This window comes from Janthinobacterium sp. J1-1 (assembly GCF_030944405.1).
Lineage (GTDB): Bacteria > Pseudomonadota > Gammaproteobacteria > Burkholderiales > Burkholderiaceae_D > Janthinobacterium.
Window position 1 is genome coordinate 1700070 of record NZ_CP132339.1, and the last position, 16190, is coordinate 1716259.

At 62.6% G+C, this 16190-nt stretch carries 16 protein-coding genes; 10 read left to right on the forward strand and 6 right to left on the reverse strand.

The genetic code is table 11. The features are described from left to right. Nucleotides 1–498: 498 nt before the first annotated feature. Nucleotides 499–1011 (reverse strand): GNAT family N-acetyltransferase, encoded by a 513-nt coding sequence (locus Q8L25_RS07680; protein ID WP_308924295.1) that lies wholly within the window; start codon nucleotides 1009–1011, stop codon nucleotides 499–501. Beyond that, nucleotides 1008–1952, reverse strand: a complete 945-nt coding sequence (locus Q8L25_RS07685) for an EamA family transporter (protein ID WP_308924296.1) — start codon at nucleotides 1950–1952, stop codon at nucleotides 1008–1010. Before Q8L25_RS07685 ends, Q8L25_RS07680 begins: the two co-directional genes overlap by 4 nt. A 162-nt stretch (nucleotides 1953–2114) precedes the next feature. Between Q8L25_RS07685 and Q8L25_RS07690 the strand changes: the two genes are divergently transcribed. Then, on the forward strand, nucleotides 2115–2246 hold the full coding sequence (locus tag Q8L25_RS07690) for a hypothetical protein (protein ID WP_308924297.1): 132 nt from the start codon (nucleotides 2115–2117) through the stop codon (nucleotides 2244–2246). Between the two features lie 2 nt (nucleotides 2247–2248). Here Q8L25_RS07690 and Q8L25_RS07695 read toward each other — a convergent pair whose 3' ends face one another. Continuing rightward, the gene (locus tag Q8L25_RS07695; protein ID WP_308924298.1) at nucleotides 2249–2698 is read right to left on the reverse strand and encodes a glycine zipper 2TM domain-containing protein; all 450 of its coding nucleotides are present in this window, start codon (nucleotides 2696–2698) and stop codon (nucleotides 2249–2251) included. A 124-nt stretch (nucleotides 2699–2822) separates the two neighbouring features. Further along, entirely contained in the window at nucleotides 2823–3269 is a 447-nt protein-coding gene (locus tag Q8L25_RS07700) for an Mpo1-like protein (RefSeq protein WP_308924299.1), read from the reverse strand. Between the two features lie 80 nt (nucleotides 3270–3349). Here Q8L25_RS07700 and Q8L25_RS07705 point away from each other — a divergent pair, with 80 nt between their 5' ends. After that, entirely contained in the window at nucleotides 3350–3865 is a 516-nt protein-coding gene (locus Q8L25_RS07705) for a DNA-deoxyinosine glycosylase (RefSeq protein WP_308924300.1), read from the forward strand. 5 nt (nucleotides 3866–3870) lie between these two features. On the opposite strand, the gene Q8L25_RS07710 is transcribed toward Q8L25_RS07705, so the two are convergent. After that, nucleotides 3871–4221, reverse strand: coding sequence for a transcriptional regulator (locus Q8L25_RS07710; RefSeq protein ID WP_308924301.1), 351 nt, complete (start codon nucleotides 4219–4221; stop codon nucleotides 3871–3873). After that, the gene (locus Q8L25_RS07715; protein WP_308924302.1) at nucleotides 4221–4583 is read right to left on the reverse strand and encodes a DUF6516 family protein; all 363 of its coding nucleotides are present in this window, start codon (nucleotides 4581–4583) and stop codon (nucleotides 4221–4223) included. Before Q8L25_RS07715 ends, Q8L25_RS07710 begins: the two co-directional genes overlap by 1 nt. Before the next feature lie 298 nt (nucleotides 4584–4881). On the opposite strand from Q8L25_RS07715, the gene uxaC reads away from it, so the two are divergent. From uxaC to Q8L25_RS07755, 8 genes are all read left to right on the forward strand, one after another. Beyond that, nucleotides 4882–6276: a glucuronate isomerase gene (gene uxaC, locus Q8L25_RS07720; protein WP_308924303.1), complete on the forward strand. Its 1395-nt coding sequence runs from the start codon at nucleotides 4882–4884 to the stop codon at nucleotides 6274–6276. A gap of 26 nt (nucleotides 6277–6302) precedes the next feature. Beyond that, entirely contained in the window at nucleotides 6303–7901 is a 1599-nt protein-coding gene (locus tag Q8L25_RS07725) for an altronate dehydratase family protein (RefSeq protein ID WP_308924304.1), read from the forward strand. Nucleotides 7902–7912: 11 nt separating this feature from the next. Beyond that, entirely contained in the window at nucleotides 7913–9343 is a 1431-nt protein-coding gene (locus Q8L25_RS07730; protein ID WP_308924305.1) for a tagaturonate reductase, read from the forward strand. 121 nt (nucleotides 9344–9464) lie between these two features. After that, entirely contained in the window at nucleotides 9465–10757 is a 1293-nt protein-coding gene (locus tag Q8L25_RS07735) for an MFS transporter (RefSeq protein WP_308924306.1), read from the forward strand. Between the two features lie 113 nt (nucleotides 10758–10870). Next, nucleotides 10871–12142: a porin gene (locus tag Q8L25_RS07740; RefSeq protein ID WP_308924307.1), complete on the forward strand. Its 1272-nt coding sequence runs from the start codon at nucleotides 10871–10873 to the stop codon at nucleotides 12140–12142. A gap of 144 nt (nucleotides 12143–12286) precedes the next feature. Beyond that, entirely contained in the window at nucleotides 12287–14353 is a 2067-nt protein-coding gene (locus Q8L25_RS07745) for a glycosyl hydrolase family 28 protein (protein ID WP_308925681.1), read from the forward strand. A 138-nt stretch (nucleotides 14354–14491) separates the two neighbouring features. After that, nucleotides 14492–15394 (forward strand): sugar kinase, encoded by a 903-nt coding sequence (locus Q8L25_RS07750; RefSeq protein ID WP_374694243.1) that lies wholly within the window; start codon nucleotides 14492–14494, stop codon nucleotides 15392–15394. 60 nt (nucleotides 15395–15454) lie between these two features. Then, a complete protein-coding gene (locus Q8L25_RS07755; protein ID WP_308924309.1) occupies nucleotides 15455–16177 on the forward strand; it encodes a GntR family transcriptional regulator in 723 nt (240 codons plus the stop codon). The last annotated feature ends 13 nt before the right edge of the window (nucleotides 16178–16190 follow it).

Genomic DNA, 16190 nt, shown 5'->3' on the forward strand with positions numbered 1-16190 from the left:
AAACGCGGGAAGATGCCACACTGAACCTCCCGCGCTGCATGCATCCTCTTGCGCAGCCGGTCCTAAACCCTCAAGGAGATTTGCATGACACGCCACTTTGTTGCCTGCTGTATTGCCTTCTTCTACAAAAACAGACAGCACCAGGGCGGCGCCGCGCAGCAGCAGATCGGCTTGCATGGCACATTGATTGAGCCACGGAAATAGTAACGAATTACCGATGAAATGTAAGAGCTGGTAAGCAAATGTAAGGGTAGGCCTCAGCGTATTGTGCAACGTTTATATTCATTCCGTTGATTGAATTCTCCCCCTCCCACTTGACAATGGGTTCTACCTCACGGTGCCGCTAGCCCGTGAGGTTTTTTTTTGCGTGGTGGACGCTGACCAGACCTGCTGCGCGTTGGGATAGGCAGCTTGCGATGCTCACCGTACTTGAGTACGGTTGCGCTTCTTGGCCGCCTCTCCCTGCCGCTCGCGACGGTCTGGTCATGCGTCGAAACGTTATTGGGAAATTCCTTGCGGTTTGCCCGCTGATAATTTCGTCAATGCTTCCCCGGTCACGCGGCAGATGCGCCAGTCGGGCATCACGTCGGCGCCCATGCCCTGGTAAAAATTGATGGCGTTTTCGTTCCAGTCCAGCACCGACCATTCGAAGCGGCCGCAGTTGCGTTCGACTGCCAGTTGCGCCAGGGCGACCAGCATCTGCTTGCCATAACCCTTGCCGCGCGCGGCCTGTTTCACGTACAGGTCTTCCAGGTACAGGCCTTTGCGGCACAGAAAGGTCGAGAAATTGTGGAAGAACAGGGCGAAGGTGACGACCTCGCCGTCTTCCGTGCCGACCAGCGCTTCGCAGGCGGGCTGCGGGCCGAACAGGCTGTCGTGCAGCATGTCGGGCGTGGCGATCATCATGTGGTCGAGTTTTTCAAAGACGGCCAGTTCGTGGATCATGCCGAAGATGGCGGCCACGTCGGCGGCTTGGGCGGGACGGATGGCGAGGGTGGACGAGTTGCTCATGGTGCCTTTGCGGTAGGTGAGGCGGAAATCGGGGAGGCGATGCGGGTCTTGCGCGCGCCTGAGGTCAAGGCCCAGGCCACGCTGGCCAGACACAGCACCATGCCCAGCCATTCGATGGCGGCCGGGCGGTAGTGTTCGAACTGTATCGACAGCAGCACGGAAATGACGGGCGTGACCACACCGATATACACGGTCTTTTGTGTGCCGATGCGGGCGATCAGGGTGAAATAGGCGCTGAACGCAATGACCGAGCCGAACACGGCCAGGTAGACCAGGCCCATCCAGTAGCTGGCGCGCGCCGGCAGGGTCCAGGCCTGGCCCGTCGCCAGCGCCCAGACTGCCACCATCAGGGTGCCCCACAACATGGTCCACGCCATGGTCAGCATCACATTGCTCGAATGGCTGCGCACTTTCATCACCAGCGCATTGCCGACCGTGCTGGCGACAGTCGCCACCAAGGCCAGCATAAAGCCGAGCAAAAAGTGGCCGTTGCCACCTCCGAGGATCTCTTTCAAGGCCGCATCGATCGACTGGTAGAACAGCAGCACGATGCCGCAGATGGCGACCGCCCCCGCAAAACAGGTGGAAACGGTGATCGGCGTGCCGAAGGCCAGGCGGTTGAGCAGCGGCGTCCAGAACACCATCAGCGCGAACAGCACGCTGACCAGGGCGGAGACCAGGTATTGCTCCGAGCTGTAAGTGCACACATAGCTGAGCGCGAACGAGGCCAGCCCTTGCAGCATCATCCATTTTTGCGCGCGCCAGGGCAGGTGCAGGGTATCGCCGCGGATGGCGCACCAGGCAAACAGGGTGGCGGAGGCCAGGCCGAAGCGGTAGACCACGGAAACGGCGGGGGCGACATCGCCCAGTTGCAAGGTGATGGCCCAGAACGTGGAGCCCCAGATCAGGCAGGCGGTAATAAACAGGAGGGGAGAGGACATCGCGACAGTATACGGTGTCGCTTAGGGCTTGACCAGCGCAGCATCGGCGCCACGGCGTGGCTTGAGCCAGAGCAGGGATGATGAAAAATATTGATTTTATGAAAATATTTATATTATTATTAATTCAATATTTTCCGACTTCAACTCTTCAGGGAGCCCATCATGCCAGCCTCGCTGCACTTCAAAGTATGGACCGTGATCGTCTACGTGGTGGTGACAACCTTGATCGCCATCTGGCTGCATGAAGGCATGGCGCCGGCCGCCAGTTTGATGGCGACCGGCAGCTTCGGCTAAGCTTAATGCGTTACGCGGGTGGTGCGGCCATCGGACAGCAGGCGCACGCGTTCACCGGGACGGAATTGCTCGTCCGCATCTTGCACGATGGCGCGCAGGTCGCCATTGTCCAGGCGCACGGTGATTTCAAAGCCGGGCTTGTTCGCCGAGTTCGCTTCGATGCTCTGGCCGGCAATGCCGCCCGCCACCGCACCGAGGATGCTGGCCGCGATGGCTCCCTTGCCGCCGCCCACGGCCGAACCGGCCACGCCACCGAGCGCCGCACCGGCCAGCACGCCGGTGCCGCTTTCGCCCTTGTCGATGGTGACCTGGCGCACGGATTCCACGGTGCCCATGCGCACCGACTGTTCATTCTGCGCCTGGCGCGCCTTGTACACATTGGCTGAATTCGGTTGTACGGCGCAACCGGCCAGGGTGGCCAACAAGGCCACGGCAATAATCGATGTTTTCATGTTCAACTCCAGGGATAAAAAGATAGTGCGCCGATCGCACCGGATGGCATCGGCTGCACATTAATGATAAGACAAGTTGCCGTTGATAAACAGAGTGCAATGGTAATAATCTGTTACCTCAACACTAATAAGCCAGCCGCAAGCGCCGGTACGCAAAGCCCAGCACGAACAGCGGACCGATCAGCAAAAAGCGCACATCGTCCAGGAACGACGGTTTCCTGCCCTCGATCTGGTGACCGATGAACTGGCCGATCCAGGCCAACACGAACAGCACCAGCGACAGCGGCAGAATCACGATTGGCTGCATCGCCGCCAGCGCGATCAGCATCAGGGCCAGCATCGCCAGCATGCCGAGCGCAAACGGCCGCGACAGTTTTACATAGTACGCCAGGGCGGCCACGCTGCCCGCCAGCGCCACCACCGCATGCACGCTCCACAGCAAGCCCAGCACACTGAACACGATCAGCGGCACGCAGACGATGTGCACCCATTCATTGACGGGATTGCGGTGGCTGTCGCCGTACTGCGCCAGCAGGGTGTCGATGGTGCGCATGGCAGTCTCTGTAGTCATTGTCCGGAAATTCTACACCGGTTTGCTGCTGGCCTGAGCGCGTAGAATGGTGGCTTGCCCATCCGACACAGGAACCGCAGTTGATTCCACCCCTCGCTACCATTGACACCCGCAAACGCTGCTTCGATCCCGTCGTCGACGCCAACACGCGGCTGCTGATACTGGGCAGCCTGCCCGGCGAAAAGTCGCTGGCGCACGGCCAGTACTATGCCCATCCGCAAAACAAGTTCTGGCTGCTGCTGGGGGAAGTGCTGGGCGTCGAGCTGAAAAGCCTGCCGTATGAAGCGCGCCTGTCGACGCTGTTGGCGCATGGGGTCGGGCTGTGGGACGTGGTGGCGCAGGCGCAGCGCTCGGGCAGCCTGGACAGCAATATCCGCGAGCGCGACGATAACGACCTGGTGGCGCTGGCCGCCAGCCTGCCGCGGCTGGACACCATCGCCTTCAACGGCGGCACGGCGGCCAGGCTGGGTTTGAAGGTGCTGGGTGGACAGGCAGAGCGTTACCGCATTGTCAGCCTGCCGTCGAGCAGCCCGGCGTACACGCTGGCGTATGAGGCCAAATTGCAGCAATGGAAAACACTGGAATCAGCTTCCTAGGCGCATCACTGCGCCACAATCCGGAACTCAGTTGCTTTGACGACAGGGCGCACCTGATTGCGTTCCCGCTGCAATTCCACGATGCCGTAATGCGACATCGTTTTCAGCGTGCGTGACAGGTTGCTCTGCTTGCGGCCGGTGACCTCGGCCAATGCGGAAATCGACTCAGGTTGCATGTCCCCGATCACGTGCAGCAGCGCCCGGTTTTCATCGCTGAGCACTTCGGCCAGCGACTTCATGGAGACAAACCAGACTTTCGGTTCGTCGGGTTGTGGCTTGTAGCTGCCACTGGCGATCGCCAGCACGCGTTCGCGAATCTTCTCTTGCGGCATGATGCCTATAAAAATCGGTTTCATTACTTTTTTACCTCCTGAAGCACGCGGTCGACATCCGCAAAGAAATCGTTCAACAATTGTTGCGCATCCTTGAATTCATACGGCACGCCCTGGTCTGAAACATGCCGGTGCTTGTGATCGAAAGCCAGGATCCGTCCCGCATACTTGAATTTCTTTGGCGGCTTGATGAGATGCGCGTTGTCGTAACCCAGTATGCGTTTGCCATACGGTTCATGCAGCGTCAGCGAGTAGCGTATGCCGTGCGGTACTTCGTCCGAGACAGCCGATCGCTGCGCCTCGATCTTGATCCAGTAGCCGTTTTCCTGGTCGAGCAGTGACCCGTCCAGGTCCAGCAGGGTATCGATGGCAGGATCGGTCTTCATGGCCTATATATATCATCAGTTGATATGTTAGCGCTTTCTCGCGCAGTTTTCAAGATGGTGCCACCGGTGCGCATGACGAACCCCCAGGTTTTGTCAAGCTTCCTCACTGCCAGCCTGCCAGCTGCTTGCGCGTCCTGGCTGCTTCTTCACCTTGGCTGTTGTATCCACGCCTAACTCTTTTGCTCCCTCTTCACTTTTGCGCTTGCTTACGCTGATATATTACGTTTAATATCCTGATATATCAGAGTGCGCCAAGTTGGTGCCACGACAAAACATGCAAAGCAAGGAGATGGCAGCGATGACCGAGTTCATGAACCAGGATTTTCTACTCACCACCGAGACGGCCCGCAAGCTGTATCACGAAGTGGCGGCCGACCTGCCGATCATCGATTACCACTCGCACCTGCAACAAGGCGAAATCGCCGCGCGCAAGACCTTCCGCAATATCGCCGAGCTGTGGCTGGCGGGCGACCACTACAAATGGCGCTTGATGCGCACCTCGGGTGTGGCCGAGGAATTCATCACGGGCGAGCGCTCGGACCAGGAAAAATTCCGTGCCTTCTGCAAGGTGCTGCCTCTCGCCATCGGCAATCCGATCCACCACTGGAGCCACCTGGAACTGCGCCGCATCTTCAATATCGACCTGATCATCAACGAGGCGAATGCCGACGCGATCTGGGAACAGGCCAACGCCAAGCTGGCCACGATGGACACCTGGTCGCTGCTGGAGCAAGCAGGCGTGGAAATCGCCTGCACCACCGACGACCCGGCCGACGACCTGCTGCAGCATGGGGAAATTGCCGCCTCCGCACTGAAGACCCGCGTGCTGCCGGCCTACCGTCCCGACAAGGCCATGCGCATCAACCAGCCGCGCTTCGTGGAATACCTGAAACGCCTGGGCGACGTGGCGCAAGTGCCCGTCACCTCGTTTGCCTCGCTGATCGCCGCGCTGGCCGTGCGCGTGGAGTTCTTCCACTCGCGTGGCGCGCGCATCTCGGACCATGCAGTCGACGTCAGCTTGCCGGTGGTGGGCGCGACGCCCGAAGAACTCGAAGCGCTGTTCGCCAGGCGCCTGCAAGGCACCTTGTTGACGGACGTGGAAAACGGCCTGTACCTGCGCGGTCTGCTCGAAGCGATCGGCCGCGTGTACGCCAACTACGGCTGGACCATGTGTCTGCATATCGGCGCCCAGCGCAACAATAACGACCGCATGCGCGCCAAGCTGGGGCCGGACACGGGCTACGACTCGATCTCGGACCTGGGCACCAGCGCCGGCCTGGCCTCCTTGCTGAACGCCCTGGACCAGGACGACCGCCTGCCGAAAACCATGCTGTTCTGCCTGAATCCGAACATGAACGAAGTGCTGTCGACCATGGTCGGCAACTTCCAGGACGGCACCGTCGCCGGCAAGCTGCAGTTCGGCCCGGCCTGGTGGTTCAACGACCATAAAGAGGGCAATCTGCAGCAGCTGGTCGGCTTCGGCAATCACAGCGTGCTGGGCGTGTTTGTGGGCATGGTGACCGATTCGCGCAGCTTCGCGTCCTACCCGCGCCACGACTATTTCCGCCGCCTGGTGTGCCGCCAGATCGGCGAATGGGTGCACGGCGGAGAGTATCCGAATGACTTCGAGGCGCTGTCCACCATCGTGCGCGGCATCTGCTACGAAAACGCACGCAAATACTTCCAGCTTTAATCCCTCAGCCGCCGCCAGGAACAGTCATGCAAAAAGTATTGTGTATTCACCCCGACGACGACATGCTGGTCGCCCTGTCCGACCTGGCCGCCGGCGAAGTGGTCAACTGGGAGGGTGAATCCATCCTGATCAGCAGCGCCGTCAAGACCAAGCACAAGCTGGCCCGCCGCGCGTTTGCGGCCGGCGAGATCCTGCGCCTGTACGGCGTACCGGTCGGCAAGGCCACGGTCGATATCCGTCGCGGAGAAGCCGTCACCACCGACAACCTGCACCATTACGCAGCCGAAGTGGAGCTGGAGCCGCAAGCGCCCTACACCTGGACGCCGCCCGACGTGGACCGCTTCGAGGGTGCCACCTTCCCCGGCGTGGTGCGCGCCGACGGCCGCGTGGGCACGGCCAATTACTGGCTGGTGTTCCCGCTGGTGTTCTGCGAAAACCGCAATGTCGAGCACCTGCGCAATGCGCTTGAGGCGCCGCTCGGCTACACGCGCAACGACCTGGCGTCGTTCACCCTGTCGCTGCTGGGCGAAGACATGGAAGCGCCAAAACCGGTGGTGCGCCCGTTCCCGAACCTCGACGGCGTGCGCATCATCACGCACAACGGCGGCTGCGGCGGCACGCGCGCCGACGCACGCTCGCTGTGCAGGATTTTGTCGGCCTACGCCGACCATCCTAACGTGGCCGGCATCACCGTCTTCAGCCTCGGTTGCCAGAACGCGCAGATTGCCATGTTCAAGGATGCGCTGGCCAAGCAGAACCCGAACTTCGACAAGCCCTGCCTGATCTACGAACAGCAACAGTGGGACAGCGAAGACGCGATGATGAAGGCCGTGCTGACCGACACCCTGGCGCAGCTGAAGGAAGCGAACAAGGTCGTGCGCCAGCCGGTGCCGCTGTCGCACCTGAAGATCGGCGTCAAGTGCGGCGGCTCCGACGGCTTTTCCGGCATCTCCGCCAACCCGGCCATGGGCCTGGTGTCGGACATGGTGGTGGCCGTCGGCGGCTCGTCCATCCTGGCCGAATTTCCCGAGCTGTGCGGCGTGGAAGCCAATTTGATCGAGCGCTGCGAAAACGACGACGACAAGCGCCGCTTCCTGGGCCTGATGCGCGACTTCGAAGCACGCGCCGAAGCGGTCGGCACCCACTTTGCCGACAACCCCAGCCCCGGCAATATCCGCGACGGCCTGATTACCGACGCGATGAAATCGGCCGGCGCGGCCAAGAAGGGCGGCACCTCGCCCATCGTCTCGGTGCTCGACTACGGCGAACAAAGCCCGAAAGCCGGCCTGTCGTTGCTGTGCACGCCGGGTGGCGACGTCGAATCGGTGACCGGCATCGTGGCCTCGGGCGCCAACGTGGTGCTGTTTTCCACCGGCCTCGGTACGCCGACGGGCAACCCGATCGTGCCGGTGCTGAAAATCTCCAGCAACACTCGCGTCGCCAAAAAACTGTCGGACCTGATCGACTATGACTGCGGCCCCGTGATCGAAGGCACACCGCTGCCGGAAGTGGCCAACGGCCTGTTCGACATGGTGGTGGCCACCGCCGGCGGCCAGTACACGGCCAAGGCCGACCGCCTGCAGCAGTACGACTTCATCTTCTGGAAACGCGACATCTCACTGTGAGCCACACGTCCATGCAAATCCTACGCCGCAGCGCGCCTTATGCGCTGCCGATCAAATTCCTCCAGTTCGGCCAGGGCAATTTTCTACGCGGCTTTTTCGACTGGCAGATCGACCTGCTCAACGAGCGCAGCGGGTTGAACGCCGGCGTGGTGGTGGTGCGTCCGCGCGGCGGCAGCGGCTCGCCCCTGCTCGACGTGCAGGATGGCCTGTTTACCACCGTCGTGCGCGGCCTCGATGAAAGCGGCGCGCCCGTCAGCGAATACCGCACGATCAGCTGTGTGCAGCGCGAGATCAATCCGGCCACCATGTATGGCGACTACCTGGCGCTGGCGCACTTGCCGGAGCTGCGCTTTATCGTCTCGAACACCACCGAAGCGGGCATCGCCGTCAACGACAGCGATGCGTTTGACGATGCGCCACCCTCGGCCTTCCCCGCCAAGCTGGCGCGGTTGCTGTTCGAGCGCTACACGCATTTCAATGGCAGCGCCGACAAAGGCGTGGTGCTGCTGCCGTGCGAGCTGATCGAACAGAACGGCCCCGCATTGAAAGCGGCCGTGCTGCACTTCGCGCGCCTGTGGCAGCTGGACGCCGGCTTTGCCGCCTGGATCGAGTCGGCCTGCGTGTTCTGCTCGACCCTGGTCGACCGCATCGTTACCGGTTTTCCCGATGGCGAAGCCGATGCCATCGCGGCGGACCTGGGCTACGCCGACCAGTTCCTGGTGGCCGCCGAGTACTACTACCTGTTCGTGATCGAAGGCCCGGCATGGCTGGCCGACGAACTGAAACTGGCCGGTTCCGACCTGAATATCCGGCTGGTCGACGACATCACGCCGTACAAGAAGCGCAAGGTCGGCATTTTGAATGGCGGCCATACGGCGCTGGTGCCGGTGGCGCTGCTGGCCGGCCTGGACACCGTCGGCGCGGCCGTCAACGACGAACAGGTCGGCGGCTATCTGGCCGACACGCTGGCGCAGGAAATTATCCCCGCCTTGCCGCTGCCGCAGGACGAACTGCAGCAGTTTGCGCGCGACGTGCTGCTGCGTTTCCGCAACCCGTATATCCAGCACCGCCTGGCCTCGATCGCCCTCAACAGCTGGAGCAAATTTGCCGCCCGCATCGCGCCGCAACTGCTGCGCTACGTGGAAGTGCAGGGCCAGTTGCCGCAACGGCTGGTGCTGGCCCTGGCCGCCACCATGCGCCTGTATCGCGGCGACGTGATCGCGCTGGCTGACGATGCGGCGACATTGGCCTGGTTTTCGGCTGCCTGGCAGGACGTCGACAGCGGCCGGCAAAGCCTGGCGCAACTGGCGCAGGGCTGGCTGGCGTATGAAAAAGTGTGGGGCCGCGACATGAATGCGGTGCCGGGCCTGGCGCAGGCGGTGACCACGGCGCTGGTACGCATCGACGCGGATGGCATGCGCGGCGCGCTGCAGGCCTTGTAAGGATTCAGCAGTACCGCAGTAAAAATAAAAACCGAGGCCGAAAGCACTTCCCCAGGAAGGCTGAACGGCCCGCAAAGTGGCGGCGCAGCTGCGCCGCCGTGGATGGCTAGAGGGAGACAAAATGACTAAAGTACGCGGCATGCGCTGGTGGATGGTCGGGCTGGTGACGGCTGGACTGATCGTGAATTATTTGGCGCGCAATACCTTGTCGGTGGCGGCGCCAACGATGATGAGCGAGCTCAATATCACCACCCAGGAGTATTCCTATATCGTGGTGGCGTGGCAGGTCTGCTACGCGCTGATGCAGCCGATCGCCGGCTATGTGATCGACGCGGTTGGCACCAAGATCGGCTTTGCGATGTTCGCGCTGGCTTGGTCGGTGGCCTGCGCCTGCGCCGCGATGGCGACCGGCTGGCAAAGCATGGCGCTGTTCCGCGGCATGCTGGGCCTGACCGAAGCGGCCGGCATTCCCGCCGGCGTGAAAGCCACCACCGAGTGGTTCCCGGCCAAGGAGCGCTCGATCGCCATCGGCTGGTTCAATATCGGCTCCTCGATCGGCGCCCTGTGCGCGCCGCCGCTGGTGGTCTGGACCATCCTGCACGGCAGCTGGCAGATGTCGTTCGTCATCGTCGGCGCCATCGGCATCGTCTGGACGGGACTTTGGCTGGCCTTCTACAAGCACCCGCGCGACCAGAAACTGCTGTCCGACAAGGAACGCGACTTTATCCTCGAAGGCCAGGAGCAGAGCGATGCCAACGGCGTCGGCGTGGCGCCCAAGGCGCGCTGGCACCAGATCGTCCTCAGCCGTAACTTCTGGGCGATTGCGATTCCCCGCTTCCTGTCCGAACCTGCCTGGCAGACCTTCAATGCCTGGATTCCCCTGTACATGGCCACCGAGCGCCACATGAACATCAAGGAAATCGCCATGTTCGCCTGGCTGCCTTTCCTGGCCGCCGATATCGGCTGCGTGCTGGGCGGGTACCTGAGCCCATGGTTCCACAAATACTGGAAAGTGTCGCTGTTCACCTCGCGCAAGCTGGTGGTGATCGTCGGCGCCGTCTGCATGATCGGCCCGGCCTGCATCGGCCTGGTGGCCAGCCCGTATGCGGCGATTGCCCTGCTGTGCGTGGGCGGCTTTGCGCACCAGACTTTATCCGGCGCGCTGTATTCGATTACTTCGGACGTCTTCGGCAAGAACGAAGTGGCCACCGCCACCGGCCTGGCCGGCATGTCCGGCTACCTGGGCGCCACCATCTTTACGCTGCTGTTCGGCGTGCTGGTGACCCTGGTTGGCTACAGCCCGCTGTTCATGCTGCTGGCCGTGTTCGACCTGGTGGCCGCCGCCGTGGTGTGCATTCTGATCCGCGAAAAAATCGCGCCATCGGTCCCGCTGGGCAAACCGGCATTCGGCTGACGCCAGCCTTTAATTCCCTTCGACTTGTTCGCATCCGCGCCAGGGCGGAGGGATCACCATTTTCAACGAAGTTAATAAAGCGCCACCCCAAGGCGCGACCAGAGGAGAAAGACATGCAACAACTGAACAACAAACTGACCCGCCGCGTGCTGGCGACGGCACTGCTGGCAGCCCTGTCGGGCGGCGCGCTGGCCGACGGTTTCCTGGAAGGCCGCAAGGTTGAAACCCGCATCTACGGCTTCCTGAACGGCGAGATTGAATCGGTCAAGGCCGAAGGCGGACCGACTCCGTACGGCAGCCGCGGCCGCGTTTCGGACGGCAATTCGCGTATCGGCTTTGCCGGCTCGATCGGCATCAAGGGCGACGTGCGCGGCCTGTGGCAGATCGAGGGCAGCCTGAACAACTTCGACGAAGGCGGCATCAACGGCCAGGGCAAGTCCTCGACCATCGAATCGCGCAACACCTTTGTCGGTATCGAAAGCAAGCGTTTCGGCCGCTTTATCATCGGTAACAACGACTCCGTCTACCGCAGCCTGGTCGGCTCGGGCGGCGCGCTCGGCGGCAACCTGGGCCTGTCCGTGCAGGGCCTGGACGTGTGGAACAACACCTCGGCGCAACTGAGCGGCAATGCCGACAGCCTGTTCGGCCGCGGCGAAGCGCGCTACAAGAACTCGGCCCACTACCTGACGCCGGAGTGGAATGGCTTCCAGGCTGGCGCCTCCTACGGCTTCGACGAAGTGCGCGACACCGGCGACGACCGCGCGCGCTACTCGCTGGCCGCCAAGTACAGCATCGGCGCATTCTCGATCGGCGCCGGCTATGACCGCCAGCAGAACACGGGCGTGGACGTGGAAAACCTGTCCAAGGGCTTTGGCTTTCGCAATACCTCGGTCAGCGGCGTGAACACCTCGTTCTACAAGGTGCTGGCGACCTACAAATTTCCGACCAAAACCAGCGTAGGCCTGGGTTTTGAGTCGGGCAGCTACGGCTACGCCGTGCAGTCGCTGCCGACCCCCGGCAATATCTACACGGCCCTGCAGACGGGCAGCATGAAACAGCGCTCGGTGATGGCCTCCGTGACCCAGGAAGTGGGCTACGACGTGAACGTCATGCTGGCCGCCGGCAAGCTGGGCAAGCTGGACAACACCACCTTCGGCCGCGCCGACGATTTCGGCGCCACGCAAGTGTCGCTGGGCGCCACCTACAAGATCGACGAACAGTTCATGCCGTATGTGTACTTCACGCGCATCAACAACAAGTCGCAGCAAAACGTCAACCTGGGCCAGTCGCCGCTGCACAGCAACAAGGCCGGCACCGACGACGCCTTCCTGGCGCCGGGCAATTCGCCGCGCGCCTTCGGCATCGGCCTGATCGCCCGTTTCTAAACCTTGTTCCAAAAAGAGCCGGCGCGAGCCGGCACACAGCGCGCCCCAGAGCGCGCTTCCATCAGGAGATGCATCATGAAGTCAGGTATCAAACAATTCAATACAGGCTGGACGCAGGCATGCGTCGCCCTGCCGCTGGCCGTCATGCTGGCCGCTTGCGGCGGTGGTGGCGACACCAAGGGCGAGACCGCCACCAGCTACACCCCGGGCAGCGTGTTCCAGGTCGGCACCACGGCCTTCGATCCGGACCTGCCGGCCGAACCGACCCTGCCGAAAGACACGCAGGTCTGCGCCACCCTGGAAGCGACCAGCAACCTGGTGCGCCGCCCGGACGGCTCGCTGCCGCCGGAAGCCGATCCGTCGAAAGCCGGCGTCGGCGTGGCTGTCACCACCGCCACCGCCAATCCTGACCAGGCCCGCATCCAGGCCGCGCTCGACGCCTGCGGCGCCGCCGTCGACGCCGAAGTGGGCGCGAAGATCGCCGCCGCCGATGCCGCCGCGACCGCCGCGCAGAAAACCGCCAACGTCAAGAACGTCAATATCGCCGGCGTCTCGGGCGAAGAACTGGCCAAACCGGAATACCGCGGCACCAGGTACGCGGTGCGCCTGGTGGTCAACAAGTCCGGCGTGGGCGACGGCTTTATCAGCGGCCCGCTGACCCTGCCGTCCGGCGTGACCCTGTGGATCGACAAGGGCGTGACCCTGTACGCCTCGCGCGACGTCACCACCTATTCGCCGAATCCTGCCGGCCCATACTGCGGCAATACGGCGGTCAGCTCGACCAAGGCCGGCAGTTCGGGCAATTGCACGGCGCTGATCAACGGCTCCAACCTGGTCAACTCGGCCGTGATGGGCGACGGTTCGATCGACAGCCGCGCCTATGCGGAAATCGTCACCACCAACAAGCTGTACCCGCTGATGAAGGTCGACATGACGTGCTCGAACACCTACGCGGCCTATGCCACCGGCAAGCAGGCGGCGGACGGCGTATCGTGCGACAACGGCGGCACCACGGTCGACTCGAAATCGTCGGCGCGCAACATGAGCTGGTGGGACCTCGCCTTTTTGGGCAATATGGTGCAGAACGGCGTGACGGGCACGGGCTCGCAGTCAAACTTCCGCATGATGGTGTTCAACTACGCGAAAAACCTGACCCTGTACCGCATCTCGCTCAATAACAGCGCCAACTTCCACGTCGTGCCGAGCGGCGTCGATGGCCTGACGGTATGGGGCGTGAAAGTGCAGACGCCGACCCTGGCGGCGTTTGCCAATCCGGCCGGTAACGGCAACCCGCTGTACAACGGCGAAACCTACAACGCGGACAACGTCAAGAACACCGACGCCTTCGATCCGGGTGCGGCCGGCAAGGCGATTTCGGGCAAGCTGACCACCGGTTTTGCCACCACCTCGACGGGCGCGATGTCGTTCGACGGCTACCTGAAGAACTTCGTCTTTGCCTACAACTTTGTCAGCACCGGCGACGATGACGTGGCACTGAAAGGCAGCGCCAATCCTTCGCCAGCAGGTTCCGGCCTGTTCGCCATCGACGGCAAGCGCGACGTGCGTTCGGACCGCAAGCACGGCATGATCATCGCCCACAACCATATCTACTGGGGCCATGGCATTTCGGTCGGCAGCGAAACGAATGCGGGCGTGACCAACGTCGAAGTGTATGACAACTCGTTCACGCACTCGGAAGAAGCGCTGCGCATCAAGTCGGACTATGCACGCGGCGGCGAAGTGAGCAATATCCACTACCGCAATATCTGCATCCGCGACGCCCTGAACGCGCTGTTGTTTACCACCTACTACAGCACCAAGGCGCTGCCGGCGGCCGGCCCGCTGTACCCGAACTTCCACGACATCACGCTGGACAATGTTCGCATCCTGGGTAACACTGCCATCAAGCTGCAAGGCTTCAAGGAAAATACGGGCGGCTTTGCCAACCCGCAATATCCGCTGGTGATGAACCTGAACAACGTGGTCACGGACGCGCCGAACGGCACCACCATGATCTCGTCGGACGCGAACCTGACGATCAAGGGCACCAACCTGCCGATCTTCGCCAACGCTGCCGAGCGCGTGACGGTCAACGGTACGGCCACGCAAGCGGTCGACGTCGACAAGGTGGTCGATTGCAGCCGTGCTTTCGTCGACTTCCCGGCGATCGGCCAGTCCAACCTGTTCGGTTCGACCTGGGACAAGAAGTAAGCAGTAACGCGTAAGACCTGAGTAGTCCGCCGCGCCGGCCGTCCTCACGGATGCCGGCGCGGTGTCACGTTCTTGATTGATAGGAGTGAGATGGAGACGAACAATAGCGCCGAAACAGTCTTTGTAATCGGTGAATGCATGATCGAATTGCAGCGCGCGCAAGGCAGCGGCACTGCGCAGGCGATGGATTACCGCTTTGGTGGCGATACCCTGAACGCGGCCGTGTACCTGGCGCGCCTGGTCGACGCCAGCCGCCACCGCATCGCCTATGTGACGGCGCTCGGTACCGACGGGCTGTCCGACGATATGGCCGCCAGCTGGCAGGCCGAGGGCATCGCCACCAGCTGCGTGCAGCGGCTGGCCGACAAGCTGCCCGGCATGTATCTGATCGAGACTGATGCCGACGGCGAGCGGCGCTTTCATTACTGGCGCAGCGATTCGGCGGCGCGCCACTGGCTGCGCGGCCCGCAGGCGCCAGCCATCCTGGCACAGCTGGCGCAAGCGCCTCGTGTGTACCTGTCCGGCATCAGCCTGGCGATTCTGTCGCCAGCCGACCGCGAGCTGCTGCTGGCGACCCTGGCGCAATGCAAGGCCAATGGCGGCCAGATCGTGTTCGACAATAATTACCGGCCCCGTCTTTGGGAGGGGGCGCAAGTGGCGGCCGAGGTTTATCATCGCGTATTGCAGCTGTCCTCGCTGGCCCTGCTGACACTCGACGATGAAGAGGCACTATACGGCCCGGCGTCGGTCGAACAGGTGATCGCGCGCACCAGCGCGCTGGGCGTGGGCGAAATCGTGCTCAAGCGCGGCGGCCAGCCCTGCATCGTCTGGCGCGACGGCGAAGCCCGGGAAGTGGCGGCGCCACCGGTGGAAAAAGTGGTTGATACCACGGCCGCCGGCGACTCGTTCGGCGCGGCGTATTTCGCGGCGCGCCTGGCGGGCAAGCCGCCGGTTGACGCGGCGCTGGCGGGGCATCGCCTGGCCGGCTGCGTGATCGGCCAGCGCGGCGCCATTATCGCGCGCGCGCTGATGCCGCATTGATGCAAGTGGACAGGGTATGATCGCTTGCCCTGTCGTTGATTGTTTAACCTGGCCCAGCTTATGAATTTGTCGTCTTCCCTTCCTCCCGCCGATGGCGAAACGGGCATCAGCGCCGCGCGCCGCGTGTATGGCTTGCTGCGCCAGCGCATCGTCGAGATGAGCATGCTGCCCGGCACCCGCATCGTGGAAAAGGAACTGGCCGAAGAGCTGGGCACCAGCCGCACGCCGGTGCATGAAGCGGTGCAGCGGCTGGCCGAGGAAGGCCTGATCGAGGTGCTGCCCCGGGTCGGCACCTTTGTCGCGCGCATTCCGCTCGATTCGCTGGAAGAAGCCATGCTGGTGCGCTGTGCGCTGGAAACGGCCATCATCGAAAAAGCCACTGAACGGGCCACGCCGGAAGGCATCGCCCGCCTGCGCGCCATCCTCGCCACGCAAGCCGAGTGCATCGCCAATAACGATATCCGCGGCTTTCACCGCACCGACGAAGGCTTCCATGCGGCGCTGGCCGAATTGTCCGGCTATCCGGGCGTATGGCCGATGATCCTGCAGGCGAAAACCCAGATGGACCGCTATCGCCAATTGACTTTGCCGCTGGCCGGGCGCATGAGCGACGTCATGCTGGAGCATAGCGACGTGATCGAAGCGCTGGCCTCGGGCGACCCGAAACACGCCGTCGCCGCCATGCGCAGCCACCTCGATCACGTGCTGCCGGTGCTGGAAATTACCCGCAAACTGCGGCCTGAATACTTCATGCCGCACCTCGCCACCAAACCTCCGCGCTAGCCCCTTTTCTGCC